Source organism: Streptomyces sp. NPDC048420, assembly GCF_040651535.1.
Lineage (GTDB): Bacteria > Actinomycetota > Actinomycetes > Streptomycetales > Streptomycetaceae > Streptomyces.
In genome coordinates this window covers 98,006-118,969 of the sequence record NZ_JBEZKG010000008.1, presented here as the reverse complement: position 1 = coordinate 118,969, position 20,964 = coordinate 98,006, and the positions used below count along the sequence as shown (strand labels likewise).

The window sequence follows — 20,964 nt, the reverse complement described above, 5'->3', positions numbered from 1 at the left end:
GGCGCTTTCGGCGCTTTCGGCGCTTTCGGCGAAGGGGTACGGCTGCTGCCGTACCCCTTCGTTGTCAGTGGCCCCCGGCATCATGAAGGCATGCGTGCCGCTCGTCTCATCAAGATGGTTCTGCTGCTCCAGTCCCGAACTTCCATGACCGCTGCCGAGCTGGCACGGGAGTTGGAGGTGTCGGAGCGGACGGTGACGCGGGATGCGCAGGCGTTGTCGGAGGCGGGGGTGCCGGTGTACGCCGATCGGGGGCGGGCCGGAGGGTACCGGCTCGTCGGCGGGTACCGGACGCGGCTGACCGGGCTGGGGCGGAGCGAGGCCGAGGCGCTGTTCCTGTCCGGCGTGCCGGGGGCGCTGCGCGAGATGGGGTTGGAGGACGCGGCCTCCGCCGCCCGGCTGAAGGTGTCGGCCGCCCTGATGCCCTCCCTCAGCGACGCCTCCCGTACGGCCGCGCAGCGCTTCCATCTCGACGCGCCGAACTGGTTCACCGAGCCGAAGACGCCCGAACTGCTGCCCGCCGTCGCCGACGCGGTGTGGGACGACCGACGGGTCACCGCGCGTTATCGCAGCCAGGAGGCCGAGGTGGAGCGGGAGCTGGAGCCGTACGGGCTCGTCCTCAAGGCGGGGGTCTGGTACGTGTGCGCGCGGGTCGCGGAGAACGGCTCCTTCCGGGTGTACCGGATCGACCGGTTCACGGCGGTGGAGGCCCGCGTGGACCGCTTCCCGCGTGACGAGGAGTTCGACCTGCCCGGCTTCTGGGCGGAGCGGGCCGAGCAGTTCGCGCGCTCCATCCTGCGGGCCGAGGTGGTGGTACGGCTCTCCGGCGACGGAGTGCGGAGACTGCCGTACGCCGTCGATCCGGCGTCCGCCCGGGAGGCACTGGCGGCGGGCACCCCGGACGAGGACGGCTGGCTGACCGTGACACTTCCCGTGGAGTCCGAGAAGGTCGCCCACTCGCAGCTCACGGGGCTCGGACCGGAGGTGGAGGTGCTGGCGCCGAAGAGCCTGCGGGCGCGTTTCGTCGCCGACGCGGCCCGACTGGGGCGCCTGTACGGGACATAACAATCCGCCGCACTCCACGTGCGCCCCACCCCGCGAGGCCCGATGCTGGACCCGTGATGGACGAGACGGAGTTCTGGGAGCTGGTGGACGCCACCCGCGAGGCCGCCGAGGGCGACCCCGAGGAGCAGGCGGACCTGCTCGTGGACCGGCTCCTGGCGCTGGACCCGGACATGGTCCTCGACTTCGCCCGTCACTTCGAGGCCCGCTACAACCGCGCGTACACGTGGGACCTGTGGGGCGCGGCCTGGATCCTGCTGGACGGGGCCAGCGACGACGCCTTCGACTTCTTCCGGTGCTGGCTGATCGGCCAGGGCCGTGAGGTGTACGAGGGCGCGGTGCACGACCCCGACTCGCTCGCCGACCTCCTGGCCGACTTCGACGAGGAGGTCGACGGCGACGGCGAGGAGCTGGGCTACTCGGCCGACGAGGCCTACGAACAGCTCACCGGCACCGTCGCGCCCGACCTGGGCATCCCGCCCGCGGCCTCCGAGCCACTCGGCGCACCGGTCGACCTGGAGAGCGAGAGCGTACTGGCGGAGCGGTACCCCAAGCTGTGGGAACGCTTCAGGGCCTGAGCTCCGGGTCGAACCGTCCGGCGGCTGGCTCCGTACCCGGCTGCCGTCTGCCGTCTGCCGGCTGCCGTCTGCCGTCTGCCGTCTGCCGACCAGCTCCGCACCCGGCTGTCCGCCCGGCGACCAGCCCCGCACCCGGCAGTCCGCCCACCAACCAGCCCCGCACCCGCCTGTCCGCCCGCCGCTTTGACGAACTGTCTGCTGCTTCGTGCCGGCCGTCCACGGCGTGGCTAGGCATCCATCGCACCTCCGGCCGCGGGTCAGCTCCCCGTCCGCCCACGCTCCGCCGCCCCGACCGCCTGCCCGCCGCTCCGACCACCGGTCAACTCCCCGTCCGACGCCCGTCCACGGCACTGGCCGACCTCCGCTGCTGACCGAACATCCACCGCTCCGATCACCCGCCCACCGCCTTGGCCGACCGTCCGCCGTGTCACGGCCACCGGCCAACTCCCGGTCCAGCCGCCCGTCCACGGCTCTGGCCGACCTCCGTCTCCCTGACCGAACCCAGCGACCCGACCCTGCGCCGCTCAGGCCGCCGTCCCGGCCCTGCGGCGGGTCGTGTCCGTTGGGAGGTAGGCCTGCGTCTGGTCGAGCTTCACCGCGTGGTGCATCGGGGCCGCGTTGGCCTGGTCGAGTGCGTTCGCGGTGACCGCGGCCGGGCCGAGGAGCACGGCCGCGACGGCGCAGACGACCGCCCAGGGGCCGCGGGCGCTGCGGGTGCCCGTGTGACTGCTGTTCATTTCTTCCCCACCTCCAGTCAGTGCGTGTGCATGACGATAGGGCGGCTGTTTCGGCGTGATCCTTGAGTGGCCTACGAGAAACCTGTGAGGCCTCGGACTCTTGACCACCGCCGTGACCCCCGGCTTACCGTGGCCGCCCCGAACAGGAGCACCCCGCCCATGACCAGCCCGTACGTGCGCGAGATCACGCGCGAGGACCATCTCGCCCACCTGCGGCTGCACCCCGACGCGAGCCATCTCCAGATCCCCGAGTGGGCCGACGTGAAGCCCGACTGGCTGGCGGAGAGCGTCGGCTGGTTCGAGGACGACACGCTGGTCGCCACGGCCCTTGTGCTGTACCGGCCGCTGCCCGGCACCCGGCGCTTCCTCGCCTACCTCCCCGACGGACCCGCGATCGACTGGCGGGCCCCGCGCCCCGAACGCCTGCTCGATCCCTTGGTCGCCCATCTGGAGAAGCGCGGCGCGTTCTCGGTCCGGATCGGGCCGCCGGTCGTCGTCCGCCACTGGGAGGCCGACACCGTGACGGCGGGCATCACCGACCCCGGCACCCGCCATCTGCGCGAACTGCCCGCGGCCGGTGTCGACGGCTACGCGCTGGACGCCGGTGAGCGGTTGCGGCAGCTCGGCTGGCGGCGGTGCGCGGAGGACGAGGACAGCGGCTTCGGTCTCGGCCAGCCACGCTACGGCTGTCTCATACCGCTCGCGGGCCGCTCGGTCGACGAGTTGCGGGAGGCTCTCGCCCCCCACTTCGAGCAGTCCCTGCGCACGGCCGAGTCGGCGGGCGTCCGGGTCTCCTGGGGCACGGCCGCCGACCTGCCCGACTTCTACCGCCTCTACGCCCCGACCGCCGCCCGCGACGGCTTCCGGGCCCGGCCCCCGGAGTACTTCCGGCGCATGTGGGAGGCGCTGAACGCCGAGGACTCCGACCGGCTGCGGCTGTATCTCGCCGAGTACGACGGCGAAGTGCTCTCCGCCGCGCTGATGATCAACGTGGGTTCCCGGGTCTGGCACTCCTACGCCGCGTCCGGCCGCCAGGGGCGGGAACTGCGGCCCAGCAGCGCGCTGTTGTGGCGCATGCTGTGCGATGCGCGGGCGGCCGGCGCCGAGACGTACGACCTGCGGTCCGTCACCCCCTCCCTCACCGACGGCCGCCTGCTGGGCCGGCTCGGTTTCAAGACGGGGGCGGGCGGCCGGGTCGTGGAGTACTTCGGGGAGTGGGAGCGGCCGGTGGGCCTCCAGGGCAAGGTGCTGCAGCGGGCGTTGCGGGTGTATCTCGGGCGCAGGTGACAGAAGGTCACCGAGGTCGGCGTCGGCGCGGTGCGCCCCGGCTGCAGGTCACGTCCTGCCCTGCAGCCGGGCCGCCCGTTCCCTGATCTGCGGCAGCCGTGCCTTGAGGGCGGCGCCGGGGCAGGTCGTCATATAGGCGTCGCCGTGGGCCGCGAGGGCGGGCAGCGCCGCGGTGGTGCCCTCGGTGTAGCGGCTGAGGCTGTTGCTGGAGGTCAGCCGGACTTTTGCGCGCGGGTCGATGTCCGCGAGGCCCAGTTTCCAGGCGGCCAGGGCGGCGATCGCGTCGGCCATCGCCCGCGGGACGGTGACGCCGGCCGTGAAGGTGCCGAGAGCGGCGACGCCCGCCGTGCGGTGGTTGAAGCCCTGGGTGTGGGCGCCGGTGACGGCACGGTCGACGCCGCCCGCCCGGCCTTCGTAGATGGTGCCGCAGCGGTCGACGAGGAAGTTGTAGCCGATGTCGTCCCAGTCCCGGGCGCCGGTCTGGCCCGCGGCCAGGTAGCGGATGATGCGGGGCGCGTCGGCGCAGTCGTAGTGGTTGGGCGAGTCGGTGTGGTGGACGAAGACGGCGACCACCTTGTCGTCGTAGTGCGGGGGCGGCGGGGTGCGGGCGACGTTGTTGGCCTCGCCGGTGCCGTTCGCCCACACCGACCTCGGCACGATGTGCGGCCTGGCCGCGGTGTGCGGGGCGAGTCCGTGCCGGGCGACCGCGGCGGTTTTCGCGGGCCGGGCGGCGGCCGCCCGCTCGATGCCGTTGGCGCACAGCGCGAGGACGAGGACGGCGGTGAGACCGGGCACGCAGGCGAGTACCAGCCGAACAGGACGGGGCAGCCCCGCCAAGTCCCATCGCCTCCGGACGGCGAGTCGAAGTGGACCCACCGACCGAACGGAGGCCGCGGGCTTGACGGGAGCGGCGGGCTCGGTGATCGCCCCGGGCTTGACGGGGGGCTCGACAGAACCCGCGGACTCGGCGACAGCGGCGGACTCGACAGAACCCACGGACTCGGTGACACCGGCGGACTCGACAGAACCCACGGACTCGACAGGCGCCGGCTCGACAGAAACCTCCGACGCGGTGGAAGACGCAGGCCCGGCGGAAACCCTGCCGCGGGCGGTAGCCAACGCCTGGGCAAAATCCTCCGGCCGGACAGAGGCCCCCCGCCCGACAGAAGCCGCAGGCCCGGTTGGCATCACCCGTCGTCCCGCGGTGAGGCGCTCGGTGAATGCCGCGGGTTCCACAGGGACGGTCGGCTCGGCAGGAGCCCCGGAATCGCCTGAACCGGTCGACCCGGCAGGAGCCCCGGACCCGGCCGGGGCGGCCGGTCCGGCGGAGGAGGTGGGCCCGGCGGAGGGGGTGGACCCGGCGGAGGGGGCGGGCCCGACGGAGGAGATGGGCCCGGCGGAGGGGGCGGGCCCGACGGAGGAGATGGGCCCGGCAGAGGGGGCGGGCCCGGCAGAGGAGGTGGATCCGGCAGAGGAGGTGGACCCGGCGGAGGGGGCGGGCCCGACGGAGGAGATGGACCCGGCAGAGGGGGCGGGCCCGACGGAGGAGATGGACCCGGCAGAGGAGGTGGGCCCGGCGGAGGGGGCGGGCCCGACGGAGGAGATGGACCCGGCAGAGGAGGTGGACCCGGCAGAGGGGGTGGGGGTGGGCCCGGCGTTGCGGGAGGCGGAGCGGCCGCGTCGGATGAGGCCGGGGTAGGCCCCGAGGCGGGTTCGCACCGCGTGGCGTATTCGGGCCGTCGCCCGCCGTTCTCGCATCCCCCTCGATCTTCGGACACGCATGGTCCCACTCTCGGCCAGATCGGCGCCGTCCGCGATGTGGGGTGTGCCACCCGGTGGAACCATCGTCCTGGTCCGCGACGTTTTTCCAGGTGCACGCGGGCGTGGCCGGTTCCGGGCGGCACACGCGCGCGTGACTGATCACTGAGCCCCTCGCCCGCGTACTAAAGGATCTGAGAGAAAGGCGGCCACGTGGACCTGCTCGACATCCTGCTGTTGCTGGTGATCGCCGCCTACGCGGCCTCCGGCTACCGGCGCGGCCTGGTGGCCGGCTGTGTCTCGCTCGCCGGGTTCGTGGGCGGCGCGGTCGTGGGCGTGTGGGTGCTGCCGTGGATGATGGACCTGGTGACACCGGGCAGCACGGCCGCGACGGTGACCGCGGTGCTGACGGTGCTGGTCCCGGCCGCGATGGGACACGAGCTGGCGGGGCGGCTGGCGCTCAGGCTGCGCCGGGAGCTGGACCAGGGGCCGCTGAGGGTGGCCGACGGGGTCGGCGGGGCCGTCGCCAACTCCGTGGCGGTGCTGATCGTGGCGTGGGTCGCCGCGAGCGTCCTGGGTGCTTCCTCGTCCCCGCTGGTCACCACGGCCATCCGGGACTCCGCGCTGCTCGGCGCGGTCCAGGACTCGATGCCGGACACCACTCCCTCCTGGTTCTCGCGGGCCACCTCCGCGCTCACCGAGGCGGGTTTCCCGCAGGTCTTCAACCCGTTCGAGAACGAGTCGACGGCCGAGGTCGCCAAGCCCACCGGTGACAGCGTCACGGCGGCCGCCACCAACGCCGCCAAGCTCAGCACCGTCAAGATCGAGGGCGCCTCCGGAACCCAGGGCCGCGAGGGCAGCGGCTTCGTGTACGCGCCGGAGCACGTGATGACCAACGCCCACGTGGTGGCCGGCATCGACGCGCCCAGCGTGCGGATCGGCGGGGTGGGGCAGCCGTACGAGGCGAGCGTCGTGCTGTTCGATCCGGACAAGGACGTGGCCGTGCTGTACGTCCCGAAGCTGAGGGCGCCGGTCCTGCGCTTCGACGACAGCGCGGCGCGGGGCGACTCCGCGGTCGTCGCCGGTTATCCGCAGGACGGCGACCTGAACCTCCAGGCGGCCACCGTCGCCAACCGGGTGAAGGCGAACGGGCAGAACATCTACAGCAACGCCATCGTCACCCGTGAGATCTACTCGATCCGCTCGACGGTCCGCCCCGGCAACTCCGGCGGCCCGCTGCTGACCACCTCCGGCAAGGTCTACGGCGTGGTCTTCGCCCGCTCCACCTCCGACGACGAGACGGGCTACGTCCTGACGGCCGACGAGGTCGCGGGCGACGCCGAGAAGGCGGCGGACGCGACGGCGCCGGTGGACACGGGCGAGCTGGTCACGTCGTAGCGGGGCCGCCTCCCCGATGATGAGAGGGTCGGTCCCTTTTCGTCGTGCCGCGGAGGTTCCCGTGCCCGTGTTCTTCCTGATCTCGCTGCTCGTCGCGGGGGTCGCGCTCGGTCTGGTGGTGCGCAGACGCCGTACGACCGCCGCGGCCGACCAGGTCGTCAGAGACGGCGCCCCATGAGCACGTCGTCGACGTACTCCCCCGCCAGCAGGAACTCCTCGGGCAGGATCCCCTCGACCGCGAAGCCCTCGGACTCGTAGAGCGTGCGGGCCGGGGTGTTGTGGCCGAGGACGCGCAGGGTGAGGCGGCGGGCGCCCCGGCGGCGGGCCTCCTGCGTGACCGCGCGGATCAGGGCCCGGCCGACGCCCCGGCCACGGGCGTCGGCGCTGACGACGAACCCCTGGATCTGGCGCACATGGGCGTTCGAGTCGAGCGGGGTCGGGGAACCGAGACGGACGTATCCCAGGATGCGCCGGTCGGCCTCGGCGACCAGGCAGTCGTCGGGGAGGTGGCGCTCGTCGAAGAAGGGCCGGTAGGGCGGCTGCTGCCGGGGCAGGACCTCGTGCAGGGGCGACCATTCGGCGCGGTCGAGACGGGCCAGCTCCTCCTCGTCGTCGGGCAGGGCGGACCGTATGGACAGCTGGGACATGACCGCCACCCTACGACGGGGGGTACCGGAACCAGACATCGCTCTTACGGACCCACCAGGCAGGATGAGGTCATGCAACTTTCAAGAATCGCGGTGGCCGGGGCGTCCGGACTGATCGGCTCGGCTCTGGTGCGGTCCCTCACCGCGGACGGGCACGCGGTGGTGCGGCTGGTGCGCCGGGAGCCCCGGAGCGAGGCCGAGGTGCGCTGGGACCCCGAGGCGGGGCGGGTGGACACGGCCGGGCTCGCCGGCTGCGACGCCGTGGTCAACCTCGCCGGGGCGGGGGTGGGTTCGCGGCGCTGGACGGACGCGTACAAGGCCCGTATCCGCAGCAGCCGGGTGCTCGGCACGAAAGCACTCGCCGAGGCGGTCGCCTCCCTCGACGAGCCGCTGCGGGTCTTCGTGAACGGCAGTGCGATGGGCTACTACGGCGAGACCGGTGACCGTGTCGTCGACGAGAACTCCCCCGCCGGTGAGGGCTTCCTGCCCGAGCTGTGCGTGGAGTGGGAGGCAGCGGCCGCGCCCGCCCAACAGGCCGGCGTGCGGACCGTGTTCACCCGCACCGGGCTCGTGGTGGGCGCCGGGGGTGGGGCCTGGGGCAAGCTGTTCCCGCTGTTCAAGGCGGGGCTCGGCGGACGGATGGGCGACGGACGGCAGTACTGGTCGTTCATCGCGCTGCACGACGAGGTGGCCGCGATCCGCCACCTCCTGGAGACCGACGGCCTGTCAGGGCCCTTCAACCTCACCGCGCCCGACCCCCTGACGAACCGTGAGATCACCGAGGCGATGGGCCGGGTACTGCACCGGCCGACCCTCTTCACGGTGCCCGCGCCGGTGCTGCGGGGCGTGCTCGGCGAGATGGCCGGGGACGTGCTGGGCAGCGCGCGGGTACGGCCGACGCGCCTGCTGGAGTCGGGGTTCACGTTCGCGTTCCCGGACATCGAGGGGGCGATCCGGGCGGCGGCGTGAAGCGGGCGAAGGTCGCGTGTGATGTCGTACGGCGTCGGCGACGGCCGTATGTGACGCCGTACGACGTCGGCGACGGCCGGCCGTATGTGACGCCGTACGACGTCGGCGACCGTCTGTGACGACATGCGACCGGCGTGCGACCGTGCCCTGTTGATGCGCGACTGTTCCTGACCGATCACGGCCCTACCCTCGACCCGAACTCGGGTATCCCCGGAGCCTGTTGGGGGCATCACGTCCCCACCGGCCGCGCAACCTCGAGGAGGGGCACGTGCTTGAGCCCGCGTACCAGGCGGACGTCGTGATCGTGGGAGCCGGGGTCGCCGGACTCTCCGCGGCGCATCGGCTGACCAGTGCAGGAGTGAGCGTCGCGGTGCTGGAGGCCGCGCCCTGTGTGGGCGGCCGCATGGCGACGGAGAAGGTCGACGGCTTCCGGCTCGACCGGATCGGACAGTTGCTGTCCACCGCGTATCCCGAACTACACCTGACCCCCGGCCTCGACAGGCTCGTACTGCGCCCCTTCGCACCGGGGGTCCTGCTGCACGGCGACGGGCGTCACCACCGTGTGGACGCTCCGGCGGGCGCGGGGAGCGCAAGGGGCGCGCTGCATGCGGTGCGCGCCCTGGCGAGCGCCCCTCGCGGGGCCGTGCCGGGGCCCGGAGTCGGGGTCCCGCTCGACGCGGGCCGGGGTGCGGAGTCGAGGACGGTGCCTCCGGCCGTCGTGGGGGCCGGGTCCAGAAGGGGTCTCGGCCGGGCAGCCGGCTTCAGGGCGGTTCCCGGTGCCGGTCAGAAAGTCGCGTCCAGGTCCGCCCGGGCGGCCGCGCCGCTCGGTGGCGCGGTCGATCAGGCCCGGCTCGGGGCCGCGCTCAGCCGGCTAGCGAACGTGCCCGTGGAACGGCTCCTGGCCCGTCCCGAACTGCCCGCCGGGCAGGCGCTCGCGGCCCGGGGACTGCCGGCCCGCACGATCGACGGCTTCCTGCGTCCACTGCTCGCCGCCCTGCTCTGCGACCCCGCGCTGACGACGTCCAGCCGGTGCGCGGACCTCGCGCTGCGGGCCTTCGCGGGCGGACGGCTGTGTGTGCCGGAGGGCGGCGCCGAGATGCTCCCGGAGCTGCTCGCGCAGACCTTGCCGACGGGAACCGTGCACACGGGGGTGCGGGTCACGTCCGTCGCGACGACCTCGGTGACCACGGCCGAGCACGGGGAGATCAGGTGCCGGGCGGTCCTGCTGGCGACGGACGCGCGGGCGGCGGCCGAACTGCTCCCCGGCCTGCGGGTGCCGGACTTCCACCCCGTGACGGTCGTCCACCACACCACGGACGAACCGCCGCGCACGGGTACGGCGTTGCTGCTGGACGCCGACAGGGGCGGCCCGGTCTCCCACACGGTCCTGATCAGCGAGGTCGACCCGACCCGGGCCCCCTCGGGCCGGGCGCTGATCTCCTCGACGGTCCTGGGACCTCCCCCGTCCGACCTGGACACAGCCGTCCGCATCCACCTGTCCCGCCTCTACGGCACACCGACACACCGCTGGGAGACCCTGGCGGTCCACCACACCCGGGAGGCGGTCCCGGCCATGCCCGCCCCCCACGACCTGCGCCGCCCGGTACGCCTGTTGGCAGGCCTGTACGTCTGCGGCGACCACCGCGACACGAGCACGGTCCAGGGGGCACTGCACTCGGCCCACAGGGCGTCGACGGCGATCCTGACGGACCTGGGAGCGAAGGGCTCGATGCACTGCGCGGACCCTTTGCCGGAATCCCGAGCAGCTTGAACGAACAGAACACCCGCGCCCCGTCAGGGGCGCGGGGAACTGCGCGACAAGCCACAACACACCGACACACGGCATACGACGGCGCGGAGTTACGGCGAGCCCCCTACCCCAGCGCAGCCACCTTGTCCCGATAACTCCGCACCGGCGCCGCATCCTTATAGGGCTCCAACCGCCGTTCAAAGTCCCGCACATACTCCACGGCCCGAACCGACCGCATCTCCGCCGCCTGCCCCGCCGCCTCCGCCGCCAACGAACAGGCCTGGTCCAACTCCCCCAGCCCCAGCCTCGCAGAGGCAAGCACCACCCGGCAGAACAACCGACTCCGCGCATACGCCGGCGCCCGCAGCTGAAGCGAGCGCTCAGCGTGCTGCGCCGCCGCCCGGAACTGCTGCAGATCCCGGTGACAGTGCCCGAACTCGTCCGCCAGCTGTGCCTCGTCGAAGAACCGCGCCCAGTGCGGGACTTCGTCCGCGGGACGGGCCGCCTCCAGGGCGCGTTCCGCGCGCACCAGCGACCCCGTGCACGCCCGTACCTCCCCCAGCACCCCGTGCCCCCGCGCCTCCGCGGAGTGCAGCAGCGCCTGCACGACCGGCGGCGCGTTGGTGCCGACGCCCTGCTGGGCCACCCGCGCCAGCTGGATCGCCTCCCGGCCGTGCCCGAGGTACACGGCCTGCCGGCTCATCGTGACCAGGACGTACGCCCCGTACGCCCGGTCCCCCGCCGCCTGCGCGAGCCGCAGCGCCTGCACGAAGTACCGCTGTGCGAGTCCGTGCGCCGCGATGTCGTACGACGTCCAGCCCGCGAGCCGGGTCAGGTCCGCCGCGGCGGCGAACAGCCTGCGCCCGGTCGTCTCGCCGTACGTGCCGCGCAGCATCGGCTCGCACTCGTGCTCCAGATAGCGCACCAGGGCCTGCCGGGCGTGGCCGCCGCCGTACTGGTCGTCGAGGGTGCGGAAGAGGTCGCCGACCGAGCCGAGCGCGGCGATGTCGCCCCCGGTCACCCGCTGGCCGGGCCCGCGCTCGGCCTGGCCGCGCTGCCGGGGCACCACCGGGCGGCCCTGGACGGGGACCCGGACCGCGGGCTCCCCGCGGGCGACCCGGTCGTCGGGGCGGCCGATCAGCCAGTCCCGGCTCGGGACGACCAGGCCGGCCGGGGTGAAGGCGATCTTGCGCAGTTCGGCGTGGCTGCCGGAGTCCTTGCGCCACAGCCCGCTGACGATGTCGACGGCCTCCTCGGGACCGGCGGCGAACTCCAGCCCGGCGTACACCGGCGCGCAGGCGTCGAGTCCCAGGTCCTGTGCGGAGAGCCGGCGGCCGAGGCGGCGGGTGAAGACCTCGGCGATGAGGGCGGGTGTGGTGCCCCGGGGCTGCTGGCCGCGCAGCCACCGGGTCACGGATGTCTTGTCGTATCTGAGATCCAGCCCGTGTTCGAGTCCGAGCTGGTCCACACGCCGGGCGAGACCCGCGTTGGAGAACCCCGCTTCTGCGATGAGCGCGGCGAGCTGTCGGTTGGGCGTGCGCTGCGCGGGTCGTTCCGTCATCTGCGGTGCGGTCTCCTGCCTTTCGGGCCGTCACGTGGTCACGTGGTGCCCGGATTGCCTGTGAGCAGCCCTTATGGCCTCTGCGAACGGCGCGAATGTAGCGGAGAGTGAGCAGGCGATCGCACACTTCGACGTTCGTTCATCCGATCGTGTGAGGATTGCCCCCAGGGCTGACGTCCGTGAGCCGGACGTACAGTGGCGTAGGCACCCTTCGTGCCTTACGACCTTCTAGGGAGGCGCTTGCCGTGAGTGGGTTGCGGTTCGTCCGCATGGGTTTCGGTGCGGACGCGGTCGAGTACCAGGTGGCGTGGGACGAGCAGCGCCGGGTGCACGCGGCGCGGTTCGAGGACGAGGTCCCCGACACGGTCCTGCTGCTCGAACACCCTCCTGTGTATACGGCGGGCCGGCGCACCGCGGACAGCGAGCGCCCCCTCGACGGCACCCCGGTCATCGACGTGGACCGCGGCGGCAAGATCACCTGGCACGGCCCCGGCCAGCTGGTGGGCTACCCGATCCAGAAGCTCCCGCGCCCGGTGGACGTGGTGGCGCACGTACGGCGCCTGGAAGAGGCCCTGATCCGCACCTGCGCGGAGTTCGGCCTGGAGACCAGCCGGGTCGAGGGCCGCAGTGGCGTATGGGTGCTCGGCGATCCTGTCGAGACGCGTCCGTCCCTCGGCGGGCTCTCCCTGGACTTCGACCCGCGGCTGACGGACGAGGAGTTCGACCCGCGCATGAACGGGCCGGAGTACGCCCCGTCCAACGCCGGTCAGCGCCGCGAGGACCGCAAGATCGCGGCGATCGGCATCCGCGTGGCCAAGGGCGTGACGATGCACGGCTTCTCGCTGAACGTGAACCCGGACAACAAGTGGTTCGACCGGATCATCCCGTGCGGCATCCGGGACGCGGGCGTGGCCTCCCTCGCGGACGAGCTCGGCCGGGACGTGGCCATCCACGAGGTCCTGCCGGTCGTCGAGCGGCACCTGAAGGACGTACTGGAGAACGCGGAGTTGAAGCCGAGGGTGATCGAGAAGACACCTGCGGCCTGAGACAGGCAGTGGGCTTTCAAATCCACGGGCGTACCCTTGAGCACGCCGAAGAATCAACGCTAGGGAGCCGGTCGTGTCCGCAGTCGCACCCGACGGACGCAAGATGCTGCGCCTGGAGGTCCGCAACGCTCAGACCCCCATCGAGCGCAAGCCCGAGTGGATCAAGACCCGGGCGAAAATGGGCCCCGAGTACACCGCGATGCAGAAGCTCGTGAAGAGCGAGGGCCTGCACACGGTCTGCCAGGAAGCCGGCTGTCCCAACATCTACGAGTGCTGGGAGGACCGCGAGGCGACCTTCCTCATCGGCGGCGACCAGTGCACCCGGCGCTGCGACTTCTGCCAGATCGACACCGGCAAGCCCGAGGCCCTCGACCGTGACGAGCCGCGCCGCGTGGGCGAGTCCGTGGTCACCATGGACCTGAACTACGCCACCATCACCGGCGTCGCCCGCGACGACCTGGAGGACGGCGGCGCCTGGCTGTACGCCGAGACGGTCCGCCAGATCCACGAGCAGACCGCGGGACGCGAGGCCGGCCGCACCAAGGTCGAGCTGCTCGCCCCCGACTTCAACGCGGTGCCGGAGCTGCTCCAGCAGGTCTTCGAGTCCCGCCCCGAGGTCTTCGCGCACAACGTCGAGACGGTCCCGCGGATCTTCAAGCGGATCCGCCCCGGCTTCCGCTACGAGCGCTCCCTGAAGGTCATCACCGAGGCCCGTGACTTCGGCCTGGTGACCAAGTCCAACCTCATCCTCGGCATGGGCGAGACCCGCGAGGAGATCAGCGAGGCGCTCCAGCAGCTGCACGACGCCGGCTGCGAGCTCGTCACCATCACGCAGTACCTGCGCCCGAGCGTCCGCCACCACCCCGTGGAGCGCTGGGTCAAGCCGCAGGAGTTCGTGGAGCTGAAGGAGGAGGCCGACCGGATCGGCTTCTCCGGTGTGATGTCCGGGCCGCTGGTCCGGTCCTCCTATCGGGCGGGTCGGCTCTACCAAATGGCCGTAGAAAAGCGTGGCGCCTACGTGGCCTCACAGGCGGTCTGATGGCACGGAGTGCCACCCCCGGCGTGTGAATCCGAGCACAAGCAACTACCGCTCGATATAGGCCGATTGACGCGGTCCTGGACATCCCCGCAGATAGGGGGGTTTCGGGGCCGCGTCGGTGTTTCAGGGCAGCGCATCGAGGCTTCATGGGCGTTTGACCGGTCGGTCACGCCCTGGTAACACCATTCAGTGACCCTGGTTGTACAGCCCGTGCACCACTCACCCGAGCCGCCGCTCCCGAGGGGACCCCCATCATGCAGGCCGCGCCCGTTCGCGCCACCGCGATCCCGTCGTTCACCGATGCACTCCGTGCCGTCGAATCCGTGCTCATGAGCAGCGGTCAGCGGACCGCCCGCCGCAACGCCTGGACGTCCGTCCTGGAGGACCGCCGCCGCGCCAAGGACAGGGTCGAGGCGCAGCGTGTCCTGGAGCAGACGTTCACCGAGACGTTCACCGCCCGCTCCTGACCCCTCTCCCACGGCGGCGGACACTGCCGTCGTCGGCGCCTCCGGGGCCACGTAGACTTCGGGGCATGGCGAGAAGTGACAGTGCGGCGGATGCCGCGAACCCCGGGCGACTGAAGCAGATCGCCCTGACGTACAAGATGACCCGCAAGGCCGACAAGAAGATCGGTCTGGTGCTCGCGGGTGTCTTCATCCTCATCCTCGGTGTCTTTCTCGCGATCGGTTTCCTGATCGGCCACCCGGTCTACCTCGGCATCCTGGGCTTCCTGCTCGCCTTCCTCGGGACGGCGGTCATCTTCGGACGCCGCGCCGAGCGGGCCGCGTTCGGGCAGATGGAGGGGCAGCCGGGCGCCGCGGCGGCCGTGCTGGACAACATCGGCCGGGGCTGGACGACGACCCCCGCGGTGGCGATGAACCGCAGCCAGGACGTGGTGCACCGGGCCGTCGGCAAGGCCGGGATCGTGCTGGTCGCGGAGGGCAACCCGAACCGGGTCAAGAGCCTGCTGGCCGCCGAGAAGCGGAAGATGAACCGAATCGTCGCGGACGTGCCGGTGCACGACATCCTCGTCGGCACGGGCGAGGGCCAGGTCGAGCTCAAGAAGGTCCGCACCACGATGCTCAAGCTGCCGCGCGTCCTGACCGGCCCCCAGGTGACCGCAACCAACGACCGGCTGCGCGCGATGGGCGACCTGATGAGCAACATGCCGCTGCCCAAGGGCCCCATGCCCAAGGGCATGAAGCTGCCGAAGGGCGGCGGCAAGGCCCGCTGATCTTTCCTGTACGACGATGAGGGCGCCCGGATCACTCCGGGCGCCCTCATCGTCGTAACTCACCCGATGTCAGATCCGCACTTCCACGGTCTTCGCCAGCCGGTCGTGCAGGCCCCTGCCGTCGCGGTCCCAGATCAGGGCCGGGAGGGCGAGGCAGAGCAGGACCGTGCGCAGCAGGGCGCGCGCCGGGTGCACGCGGCCGCTGTCGAGGGCGACCACGCGCAGGCCGAAGAGGCGCTTGCCGGGGGTGAAGCCGATGGTGCCGACCGTGAGGACGCCCATCAGGAAGAAGACCAGCAGCGACCAGTTGGAGGTCGACGGGTCGCCGTAGCTCTGAGTGATCAACTGGGATGCAATCAGGACGCTCATCGCCCAGTCCACGGCGAGTGCGCCGAGCCGCCGACCGGGGCGGGCGATCGACCCCGGTCCCTCCTCCGGCAGGCCGAGCTGCTGTCCGCGGTATCCGAAGTCGACACCGGCATCCTCGGCCGCCGCGCGGGGGCCGGAGAGCCACGATCCGATTGCATCCCTCTTGTCCACGCGTCCACGGTACTGCCAGCGTTTCGGGATACGGACAGGTGGGGCGGGACCCGCGATGTCCGGTTAACTTGTGCGAAACAAATGGGTCACGCCCGAGAAACCACCCGTCCCTAGGGTCGTGGACAGCGTGTGCCACCGCACTGGCCGCACGAACGAACTACCACCCCGGCACGGAACGGGTCGGGAGTAGGAGGAGCTGGATGTTCCAGAACGCCGACGAGGCCAAGAAGTTCATCGCGGACGAGGACGTCAAGTTCGTCGACGTCCGCTTCTGCGACCTGCCGGGCGTCATGCAGCACTTCACGCTGCCCGTCGAGGCGTTCGACCCGGACGAGGAGCTCGCGTTCGACGGCTCGTCGATCCGCGGTTTCCAGGCCATCCACGAGTCCGACATGGCGCTGCGCGCGGACCTGTCGACCGCCCGGGTGGACTCCTTCCGCCGCGACAAGACGCTGAACATCAACTTCTTCATCCACGACCCGATCACCGGCGAGCAGTACAGCCGTGACCCGCGGAACGTGGCGAAGAAGGCCGAGGCCTACCTCGCGTCGACGGGCATCGCCGACACGGCCTACTTCGGCCCCGAGGCGGAGTTCTACGTCTTCGACTCCGTCCGGTTCGCCACCGGCGCGAACGAGTCCTTCTACCACATCGACTCCGAGGCGGGCGCCTGGAACACCGGTGCGCTGGAGGACAACCGCGGTTACAAGGTCCGCTACAAGGGCGGCTACTTCCCGGTCCCGCCGGTCGACCACTTCGCCGACCTGCGTGCCGAGATCTCCCTGGAGCTGGCCAAGTCCGGCCTCCAGGTCGAGCGCCAGCACCACGAGGTGGGCACCGCCGGCCAGGCCGAGATCAACTACAAGTTCAACACGCTGCTCGCCGCGGCCGACGACCTCCAGCTCTTCAAGTACATCGTGAAGAACGTGGCCTGGCGCAACGGCAAGACCGCGACCTTCATGCCGAAGCCGATCTTCGGTGACAACGGCTCGGGCATGCACGTCCACCAGTCCCTGTGGGCCGGCGGCTCCCCGCTCTTCTACGACGAGGCCGGTTACGCGGGCCTGTCGGACACCGCCCGCTACTACATCGGCGGCATCCTCAAGCACGCCCCGTCGCTGCTGGCCTTCACCAACCCGACGGTGAACTCGTACCACCGTCTGGTGCCGGGCTTCGAGGCGCCGATCAACCTGGTGTACTCGCAGCGCAACCGCTCCGCGGCCATGCGTATCCCGATCACGGGCTCCAACCCGAAGGCCAAGCGCGTCGAGTTCCGTGCGCCCGACTCCTCCGGCAACCCGTACCTGGCCTTCTCGGCCCTGCTGCTCGCGGGCCTGGACGGCATCAAGAACAAGATCGAGCCGGCCGAGCCGATCGACAAGGACCTGTACGAGCTGGCTCCCGAGGAGCACGCGAACGTCGCCCAGGTCCCGACCTCCCTCCCGGCGGTCCTCAACTCCCTCGAGGCCGACCACGAGTTCCTCCTCCAGGGCGACGTCTTCACGCCGGACCTGATCGAGACGTGGATCGACTTCAAGCGGACGAACGAGATCGCCCCGCTGCAGCTGCGTCCGCACCCGCACGAGTTCGAGCTGTACTTCGACGTGTGATCGACGCGTAGGCCGGTCCTGTGGCCGGTCCTACGGTGGCTTTACGGCGCCCCCGTTCCCGTTTCCCGGGACGGGGGCGCCGTCGTATCGTTTCCTGCACAGCTGTTCGACGGGAGACGACGGGGGTTACGGGGATGTCCGCGCGGGACGACGAAGGCGAGCGGGAGTTCGACATCAAGTGGGCCGACGGGGCCGAGCTCAAGGAGCCCTCCGCCCGGGCCCGGATGCTCGCCGCCCGGTGGAAGGAGAACCCACCGAAGCCCCAGCCGTTCCGCGCCGACCCGGAGCAGCGCGCTCCGCGTCGGTCGTCGTGGGTGTCCACGGCGACCGTCTTCGGGATCGTGGCGGTGATCATCCTGGTGCTGGGATACACGGGCTTCCGCCCGTACTGAGAGGCGGATGTGCGCGGCAGTATCTGGAACGGGACGCGGGCGGCGGTCCGCCTCGCCGAGGGAACCGTCCTGCGGGGAGCCATGTTCGACCCGGCCGATCCGGCTGTATGGATTGAGCTGGACGAAGCGGTACGGCACAGCGTCTGGTCCGCGGCCGACGGCACCTGGCTGCCGGCCTGGCAGCGGACCGGGCGCGGGCGGGCCCTGATCGATGCTCTCCTACGGGGTGAACAGCTCACCGACGCGCACCTCGCGCTCGCCCTGTGTCACCGGGACGGGCGGATCCGCAAGCGGGCGCTGGGGGTGGTCGCGGGGCGGCCGGAGCTGCTGCCGTTGGTTGTGCTGCGGTGCGCGGACTGGGCCGAACCGGTGCGGGAGCGGGCCCGGAAGCGGTGGGCGGAGGCGGTCACGGTGGAGAGCGCGGTCGCGCTGGCCCCGCTCGCCCTGCGGATCGGCGTCCGGCACCGGGGCGACTACGCCGTCGGCCTGGTCGACGAGGTGCTGCGCGCGGAGGACGGCGAGGCACTGCTCCCGCTGCTCACCCACGCCGACCGCACCGTGCGCCGCTTCGCCCACCGGCTCGCCGTCGAGGAGGGCTTCCTCTCCCCCGCCGAGCTGGCCCGCGCCGCCGCCCGGGACAACGACACGGTCGTCCAGGGCCTCTGCGCGGACGCCGCCCTGGCCGCCGTGGCGGAAGGCGGCGCGGACGACGACGTACTCGAACCGCTGCTCGCCGCCCGCAACCCGCGGGCGCGGTCGGCCGGGGTGACCGCGTTGCGGCGGGCCGGGCGCGGGGAGCGAGCGGTCGCGTTTCTCGGCGACCGGGCCGCGGTGGTACGGGCCTGTGCGCGGTATGTCGTACGGCAGTCCGGGGGTGAGCCGCTGGAGTGGTACCGGCGGCGGTGCGCCGCCGCCGGCGATAGCGCGCCGGCGGCGGGGGTGGTGAGCGGGCTCGCGGAGTGCGGTGACCGGCGTGACGCCGAGGTGCTGTGGGCGTTGACCTCCCATCCGGATCCGGTGGTCAGGGCGCGCGCCGTGGGCGGATTGCGGGCCCTGGACGTGCTGGACGTACGGCGGCTGCGGGCGCTGCTCGACGATCCCTCGCCCGGTGTGGTGCGGGAGGCGACCCTGGCGCTGGTGCCGTCCGCGCGGATGCTGGACGACGGGTGGCTGCTGGAGCGGCTGGCGGTGGAGCGGGCCCGGGAGACGCGGGTCTCCGCGTTTCGGCTGCTCGACGCGCACGGTGGGCTCGTACGGCTGCGGGCGGCCGTCGCGCTGGTCGACGATCCGGACGACAGGCTGCGGCACTGGGCCCGGCAGTCCGTGCTGCGCTGGCAGCCGACGGCGGAGGTGCCGCGCGGGTCGGCGGAGGTGGGTGAGCTGCTGGAACGGGCGCGGCTGTTCGACGAGTACGGGTTGAAGAGACGCAAGTGGGAGGCCGGGCTCGAGGCCTGAGCCTTTGCCGGCCCCAGGGCTGATCGCGACCGCTTCATGGGCAGGGCCGGGTGCACACTGGACGGTGGGACGAGTGCCTGACTGCGGGGTGGTGCAGATGCGGAGTCGTTTCCGGAGCGACCGGCGGCTGACCGTGCGGATGACGGTCACCATGTTCCTGCTCGGACTGCTGTACGTGGCCTTCTTCGCCGCGTTGATCGTGTTGCTGAAGTCGTGGCTGCTGGTCGTGGCCCTGATCGCCGTGATGTTCGTGGCGCAGTTCTGGTTCTCCGACAAGATCGCGATGTTCGCGATGCGCGGGAAGGTCGTGGGGCGGGAGGAGTATCCCGAGCTGCATGCGGTGGTCGACCGGCTGTGTGCCATCGCGGACATGCCCAAGCCCGTGATCGCGGTGTCCACGATGGACATGCCCAACGCGTTCGCCACCGGCCGGAACCCGGACAACGCCGTGGTGTGTGTGACCACGGGGCTGCTGCGGCGGCTGGATCCCGCCGAGCTGGAGGGTGTGCTCGCGCACGAGTTGTCGCACGTGGCGCACAAGGACGTCGCCGTGATCACCATCGCCTCGTTCCTGGGGGTGATCGCGGGGCTGATCGTGCGGTTCGCCTTCTACAGCCAGATCTTCGGCGGGCGCAAGGACCAGAACACCGCCGTGATCTTCGCCGCCGTGATGGGCGTGTCGGCGGCGGTGTACGCGCTCAGCTTCCTGCTGATCAGGGCGCTGTCCCGGTACCGGGAACTGGCGGCGGACCGGGCCGCCGCGCACCTCACCGGCCGACCCTCGGCCCTCGCCTCCGCGCTCACCAAGGTCTCCGGGGAGCTGGCCCGTATCCCCACCAAGGACCTGCGCACCGCCCAGGCGTTCAACGCCTTCTACTTCACCCCGGCCACCGGCAAGGAGCCCGGCATCGAGCGGTACTTCTCGACCCACCCCTCCCTGGAACAGCGGCTGGAGCAACTGGGGCGGATCTCCACGGAGTTGGGCGAGGCGGCAATGCCCGGGAAAGGTGAGGCGGGCTGAGGATGGGGCTGCTGGACATCCTGCTCGGGCGCACCAAGCCGGTCGCACCCGATCTCGACCAGCTCTTCGCGCTGCCGTCGGCGGCCGTGACGCTGGAGGCGGCCGCCTCGTTCACCCCGACCGGGCGCGGGGCGGTCTGCTTCGCCACGGTCGAGGGCGCGGCCTTCGAGCAGACGCACCGGGAGGTCCAGGCCCTGCTGGACGCGGACGCCGACCGGGACGGCCCGCCGGTTGAACTGCGGCGGGACGACTTCGGTTACTCCTGGCTGGTCTCCGAACGCACCCCGGACCAGCTGCCGCAACTGGTCAACGACCTGCACGCGGTGAACAGTTCGATGGAGGTCAACGGCTTCGGGCCCCAACTGCTGTGCTCACTCGCCGGTTTCCAGGACGGCCAGGGCCGCTCGCTCGCGCTGGTCTACCTCTACAAGCGCGGCTCCTTCTACCCGTTCGCGCCCCTGCCGGGCGAGGGGCAGCGTCGCGACAACCCGCTGGAGCTGCGGGTGAAGGCCGCGCTCACCGACGACCTGCGGATCGAGCCGGATCTGAACCGGTGGTTCCCGGTGTGGGGCGCCCCCGGCCTCTGAACTCCTAACCCTTTCTCTCGCGCGCCTGTCGGCGGGCCTCCAGAGGGTGCTCGCGGCGGTAACGGCGTTCCCACTTGGCCTGCTTGTCCCGGCGGTCGCGGTACGCGCGGTAACTGCCGGGCGTCGCGCCCGAGGCGCCCCCGGACGAGGACGCCGAGGCGCCCCGGCCGTTCCGGCCGTACTGCGTGTACAGGAAGAGCACGGCTACGGCGACAAGCCACCAGGTGTGGTTCCCGAAGCCCAGGATTACCAGGACGACGGTCCCGGAAATGACCATGGTGCCCATGACGGGCCTC

General features: G+C 71.7%; 23 protein-coding genes. 17 read left to right on the top strand and 6 right to left on the bottom strand.

Annotated features, from left to right (window positions below):
* The first annotated feature begins 90 nt into the window (after positions 1-90).
* Together AB0D34_RS15975 and AB0D34_RS15970 are read left to right on the top strand one after the other, a co-directional pair.
* Positions 91-1,062: a YafY family protein gene (locus AB0D34_RS15975; RefSeq protein ID WP_362661871.1), complete on the top strand. Its 972-nt coding sequence runs from the start codon at positions 91-93 to the stop codon at positions 1,060-1,062.
* Between the two features lie 56 nt (positions 1,063-1,118).
* Positions 1,119-1,637 carry a DUF4240 domain-containing protein gene (locus AB0D34_RS15970; protein WP_362662346.1) on the top strand — a complete coding sequence of 173 codons (519 nt, stop codon included), beginning with the start codon at positions 1,119-1,121 and terminating at the stop codon, positions 1,635-1,637.
* Between the two features lie 524 nt (positions 1,638-2,161).
* Here the strand turns inward: AB0D34_RS15970 and AB0D34_RS15965 are convergent.
* Positions 2,162-2,374, bottom strand: coding sequence for a hypothetical protein (locus AB0D34_RS15965; protein WP_362661869.1), 213 nt, complete (start codon positions 2,372-2,374; stop codon positions 2,162-2,164).
* Positions 2,375-2,533: 159 nt separating this feature from the next.
* Here AB0D34_RS15965 and AB0D34_RS15960 point away from each other — a divergent pair, with 159 nt between their 5' ends.
* A complete protein-coding gene (locus AB0D34_RS15960) occupies positions 2,534-3,661 on the top strand; it encodes a peptidoglycan bridge formation glycyltransferase FemA/FemB family protein (protein ID WP_362661867.1) in 1,128 nt (375 codons plus the stop codon).
* A gap of 48 nt (positions 3,662-3,709) precedes the next feature.
* Here AB0D34_RS15960 and AB0D34_RS15955 read toward each other — a convergent pair whose 3' ends face one another.
* Positions 3,710-4,456 (bottom strand): N-acetylmuramoyl-L-alanine amidase, encoded by a 747-nt coding sequence (locus AB0D34_RS15955; RefSeq protein ID WP_362661865.1) that lies wholly within the window; start codon positions 4,454-4,456, stop codon positions 3,710-3,712.
* 538 nt (positions 4,457-4,994) lie between these two features.
* Here AB0D34_RS15955 and AB0D34_RS15950 point away from each other — a divergent pair.
* Both AB0D34_RS15950 and AB0D34_RS15945 read left to right on the top strand, forming a co-directional pair.
* Positions 4,995-5,360: a hypothetical protein gene (locus AB0D34_RS15950; RefSeq protein WP_362661863.1), complete on the top strand. Its 366-nt coding sequence runs from the start codon at positions 4,995-4,997 to the stop codon at positions 5,358-5,360.
* Between the two features lie 272 nt (positions 5,361-5,632).
* Positions 5,633-6,817, top strand: a complete 1,185-nt coding sequence (locus AB0D34_RS15945) for a MarP family serine protease (RefSeq protein WP_362661861.1) — start codon at positions 5,633-5,635, stop codon at positions 6,815-6,817.
* 158 nt (positions 6,818-6,975) lie between these two features.
* Here the strand turns inward: AB0D34_RS15945 and AB0D34_RS15940 are convergent, their stop codons facing one another.
* Positions 6,976-7,464 carry a GNAT family N-acetyltransferase gene (locus tag AB0D34_RS15940; protein WP_362661859.1) on the bottom strand — a complete coding sequence of 163 codons (489 nt, stop codon included), beginning with the start codon at positions 7,462-7,464 and terminating at the stop codon, positions 6,976-6,978.
* A gap of 72 nt (positions 7,465-7,536) precedes the next feature.
* Here AB0D34_RS15940 and AB0D34_RS15935 point away from each other — a divergent pair, with 72 nt between their 5' ends.
* The 3 genes from AB0D34_RS15935 (at position 7,537) to AB0D34_RS15925 (ending at position 10,204) form a co-directional block, all read left to right on the top strand.
* Positions 7,537-8,433 carry a TIGR01777 family oxidoreductase gene (locus AB0D34_RS15935; protein WP_362661857.1) on the top strand — a complete coding sequence of 299 codons (897 nt, stop codon included), beginning with the start codon at positions 7,537-7,539 and terminating at the stop codon, positions 8,431-8,433.
* Positions 8,430-8,552 carry a hypothetical protein gene (locus AB0D34_RS15930; RefSeq protein WP_362661855.1) on the top strand — a complete coding sequence of 41 codons (123 nt, stop codon included), beginning with the start codon at positions 8,430-8,432 and terminating at the stop codon, positions 8,550-8,552. Before AB0D34_RS15935 ends, AB0D34_RS15930 begins: the two co-directional genes overlap by 4 nt.
* Positions 8,553-8,701: 149 nt before the next feature.
* On the top strand, positions 8,702-10,204 hold the full coding sequence (locus tag AB0D34_RS15925) for an NAD(P)/FAD-dependent oxidoreductase (RefSeq protein ID WP_362661853.1): 1,503 nt from the start codon (positions 8,702-8,704) through the stop codon (positions 10,202-10,204).
* Between the two features lie 103 nt (positions 10,205-10,307).
* Here the strand turns inward: AB0D34_RS15925 and AB0D34_RS15920 are convergent, their stop codons facing one another.
* Entirely contained in the window at positions 10,308-11,744 is a 1,437-nt protein-coding gene (locus AB0D34_RS15920; RefSeq protein WP_362661851.1) for a regulator, read from the bottom strand.
* Between the two features lie 245 nt (positions 11,745-11,989).
* Between AB0D34_RS15920 and lipB the strand changes: the two genes are divergently transcribed.
* The 4 genes from lipB (at position 11,990) to AB0D34_RS15900 (ending at position 15,063) form a co-directional block, all read left to right on the top strand.
* Positions 11,990-12,790, top strand: coding sequence for a lipoyl(octanoyl) transferase LipB (gene lipB / locus AB0D34_RS15915; protein WP_362661849.1), 801 nt, complete (start codon positions 11,990-11,992; stop codon positions 12,788-12,790).
* 73 nt (positions 12,791-12,863) lie between these two features.
* Entirely contained in the window at positions 12,864-13,829 is a 966-nt protein-coding gene (gene lipA / locus AB0D34_RS15910) for a lipoyl synthase (RefSeq protein ID WP_362661847.1), read from the top strand.
* A gap of 254 nt (positions 13,830-14,083) precedes the next feature.
* Positions 14,084-14,296 carry a hypothetical protein gene (locus tag AB0D34_RS15905; RefSeq protein ID WP_362661845.1) on the top strand — a complete coding sequence of 71 codons (213 nt, stop codon included), beginning with the start codon at positions 14,084-14,086 and terminating at the stop codon, positions 14,294-14,296.
* A 65-nt stretch (positions 14,297-14,361) separates the two neighbouring features.
* Positions 14,362-15,063 (top strand): DUF4191 domain-containing protein, encoded by a 702-nt coding sequence (locus AB0D34_RS15900; protein ID WP_362661843.1) that lies wholly within the window; start codon positions 14,362-14,364, stop codon positions 15,061-15,063.
* A 69-nt stretch (positions 15,064-15,132) separates the two neighbouring features.
* Here the strand turns inward: AB0D34_RS15900 and AB0D34_RS15895 are convergent, their stop codons facing one another.
* Positions 15,133-15,603, bottom strand: a complete 471-nt coding sequence (locus AB0D34_RS15895; protein ID WP_362661841.1) for an RDD family protein — start codon at positions 15,601-15,603, stop codon at positions 15,133-15,135.
* Positions 15,604-15,803: 200 nt separating this feature from the next.
* Here AB0D34_RS15895 and glnA point away from each other — a divergent pair, with 200 nt between their 5' ends.
* The 5 genes from glnA (at position 15,804) to AB0D34_RS15870 (ending at position 20,668) form a co-directional block, all read left to right on the top strand.
* Positions 15,804-17,213, top strand: a complete 1,410-nt coding sequence (gene glnA / locus AB0D34_RS15890; RefSeq protein ID WP_362661839.1) for a type I glutamate--ammonia ligase — start codon at positions 15,804-15,806, stop codon at positions 17,211-17,213.
* Positions 17,214-17,347: 134 nt separating this feature from the next.
* The gene (locus tag AB0D34_RS15885) at positions 17,348-17,605 is read left to right on the top strand and encodes a hypothetical protein (protein WP_362661837.1); all 258 of its coding nucleotides are present in this window, start codon (positions 17,348-17,350) and stop codon (positions 17,603-17,605) included.
* 9 nt (positions 17,606-17,614) lie between these two features.
* Complete coding sequence (locus tag AB0D34_RS15880) at positions 17,615-19,060, top strand: hypothetical protein (protein WP_362661835.1); 1,446 nt, start codon at positions 17,615-17,617, stop codon at positions 19,058-19,060.
* Between the two features lie 97 nt (positions 19,061-19,157).
* A complete protein-coding gene (gene htpX, locus AB0D34_RS15875; protein WP_362661833.1) occupies positions 19,158-20,081 on the top strand; it encodes a zinc metalloprotease HtpX in 924 nt (307 codons plus the stop codon).
* Positions 20,082-20,083: 2 nt separating this feature from the next.
* Positions 20,084-20,668 (top strand): hypothetical protein, encoded by a 585-nt coding sequence (locus AB0D34_RS15870; protein ID WP_362661832.1) that lies wholly within the window; start codon positions 20,084-20,086, stop codon positions 20,666-20,668.
* Positions 20,669-20,672: 4 nt separating this feature from the next.
* On the opposite strand, the gene AB0D34_RS15865 is transcribed toward AB0D34_RS15870, so the two are convergent.
* The gene (locus AB0D34_RS15865; RefSeq protein ID WP_362661830.1) at positions 20,673-20,954 is read right to left on the bottom strand and encodes a hypothetical protein; all 282 of its coding nucleotides are present in this window, start codon (positions 20,952-20,954) and stop codon (positions 20,673-20,675) included.
* Positions 20,955-20,964 lie beyond the last annotated feature (10 nt).

What these genes read in the sequence shown, in the direction of transcription:
- AB0D34_RS15935 (WP_362661857.1), top strand. Translation starts at nt 7,537, where the DNA reads ATGCAACTTTCAAGAATCGCGGTGGCCGGGGCGTCCGGACTGATCGGC.
- AB0D34_RS15975 (WP_362661871.1), top strand. Translation starts at nt 91, where the DNA reads ATGCGTGCCGCTCGTCTCATCAAGATGGTTCTGCTGCTCCAGTCCCGA.
- AB0D34_RS15960 (WP_362661867.1), top strand. Translation starts at nt 2,534, where the DNA reads ATGACCAGCCCGTACGTGCGCGAGATCACGCGCGAGGACCATCTCGCC.
- AB0D34_RS15970 (WP_362662346.1), top strand. Translation starts at nt 1,119, where the DNA reads ATGGACGAGACGGAGTTCTGGGAGCTGGTGGACGCCACCCGCGAGGCC.
- htpX (WP_362661833.1), top strand. Translation starts at nt 19,158, where the DNA reads ATGCGGAGTCGTTTCCGGAGCGACCGGCGGCTGACCGTGCGGATGACG.
- glnA (WP_362661839.1), top strand. Translation starts at nt 15,804, where the DNA reads ATGTTCCAGAACGCCGACGAGGCCAAGAAGTTCATCGCGGACGAGGAC.
- AB0D34_RS15905 (WP_362661845.1), top strand. Translation starts at nt 14,084, where the DNA reads ATGCAGGCCGCGCCCGTTCGCGCCACCGCGATCCCGTCGTTCACCGAT.
- AB0D34_RS15885 (WP_362661837.1), top strand. Translation starts at nt 17,348, where the DNA reads ATGTCCGCGCGGGACGACGAAGGCGAGCGGGAGTTCGACATCAAGTGG.
- AB0D34_RS15900 (WP_362661843.1), top strand. Translation starts at nt 14,362, where the DNA reads ATGGCGAGAAGTGACAGTGCGGCGGATGCCGCGAACCCCGGGCGACTG.
- AB0D34_RS15870 (WP_362661832.1), top strand. Translation starts at nt 20,084, where the DNA reads ATGGGGCTGCTGGACATCCTGCTCGGGCGCACCAAGCCGGTCGCACCC.
- AB0D34_RS15920 (WP_362661851.1), bottom strand. Translation starts at nt 11,744, where the DNA reads ATGACGGAACGACCCGCGCAGCGCACGCCCAACCGACAGCTCGCCGCG.
- AB0D34_RS15965 (WP_362661869.1), bottom strand. Translation starts at nt 2,374, where the DNA reads ATGAACAGCAGTCACACGGGCACCCGCAGCGCCCGCGGCCCCTGGGCG.
- AB0D34_RS15940 (WP_362661859.1), bottom strand. Translation starts at nt 7,464, where the DNA reads ATGTCCCAGCTGTCCATACGGTCCGCCCTGCCCGACGACGAGGAGGAG.
- AB0D34_RS15865 (WP_362661830.1), bottom strand. Translation starts at nt 20,954, where the DNA reads ATGGGCACCATGGTCATTTCCGGGACCGTCGTCCTGGTAATCCTGGGC.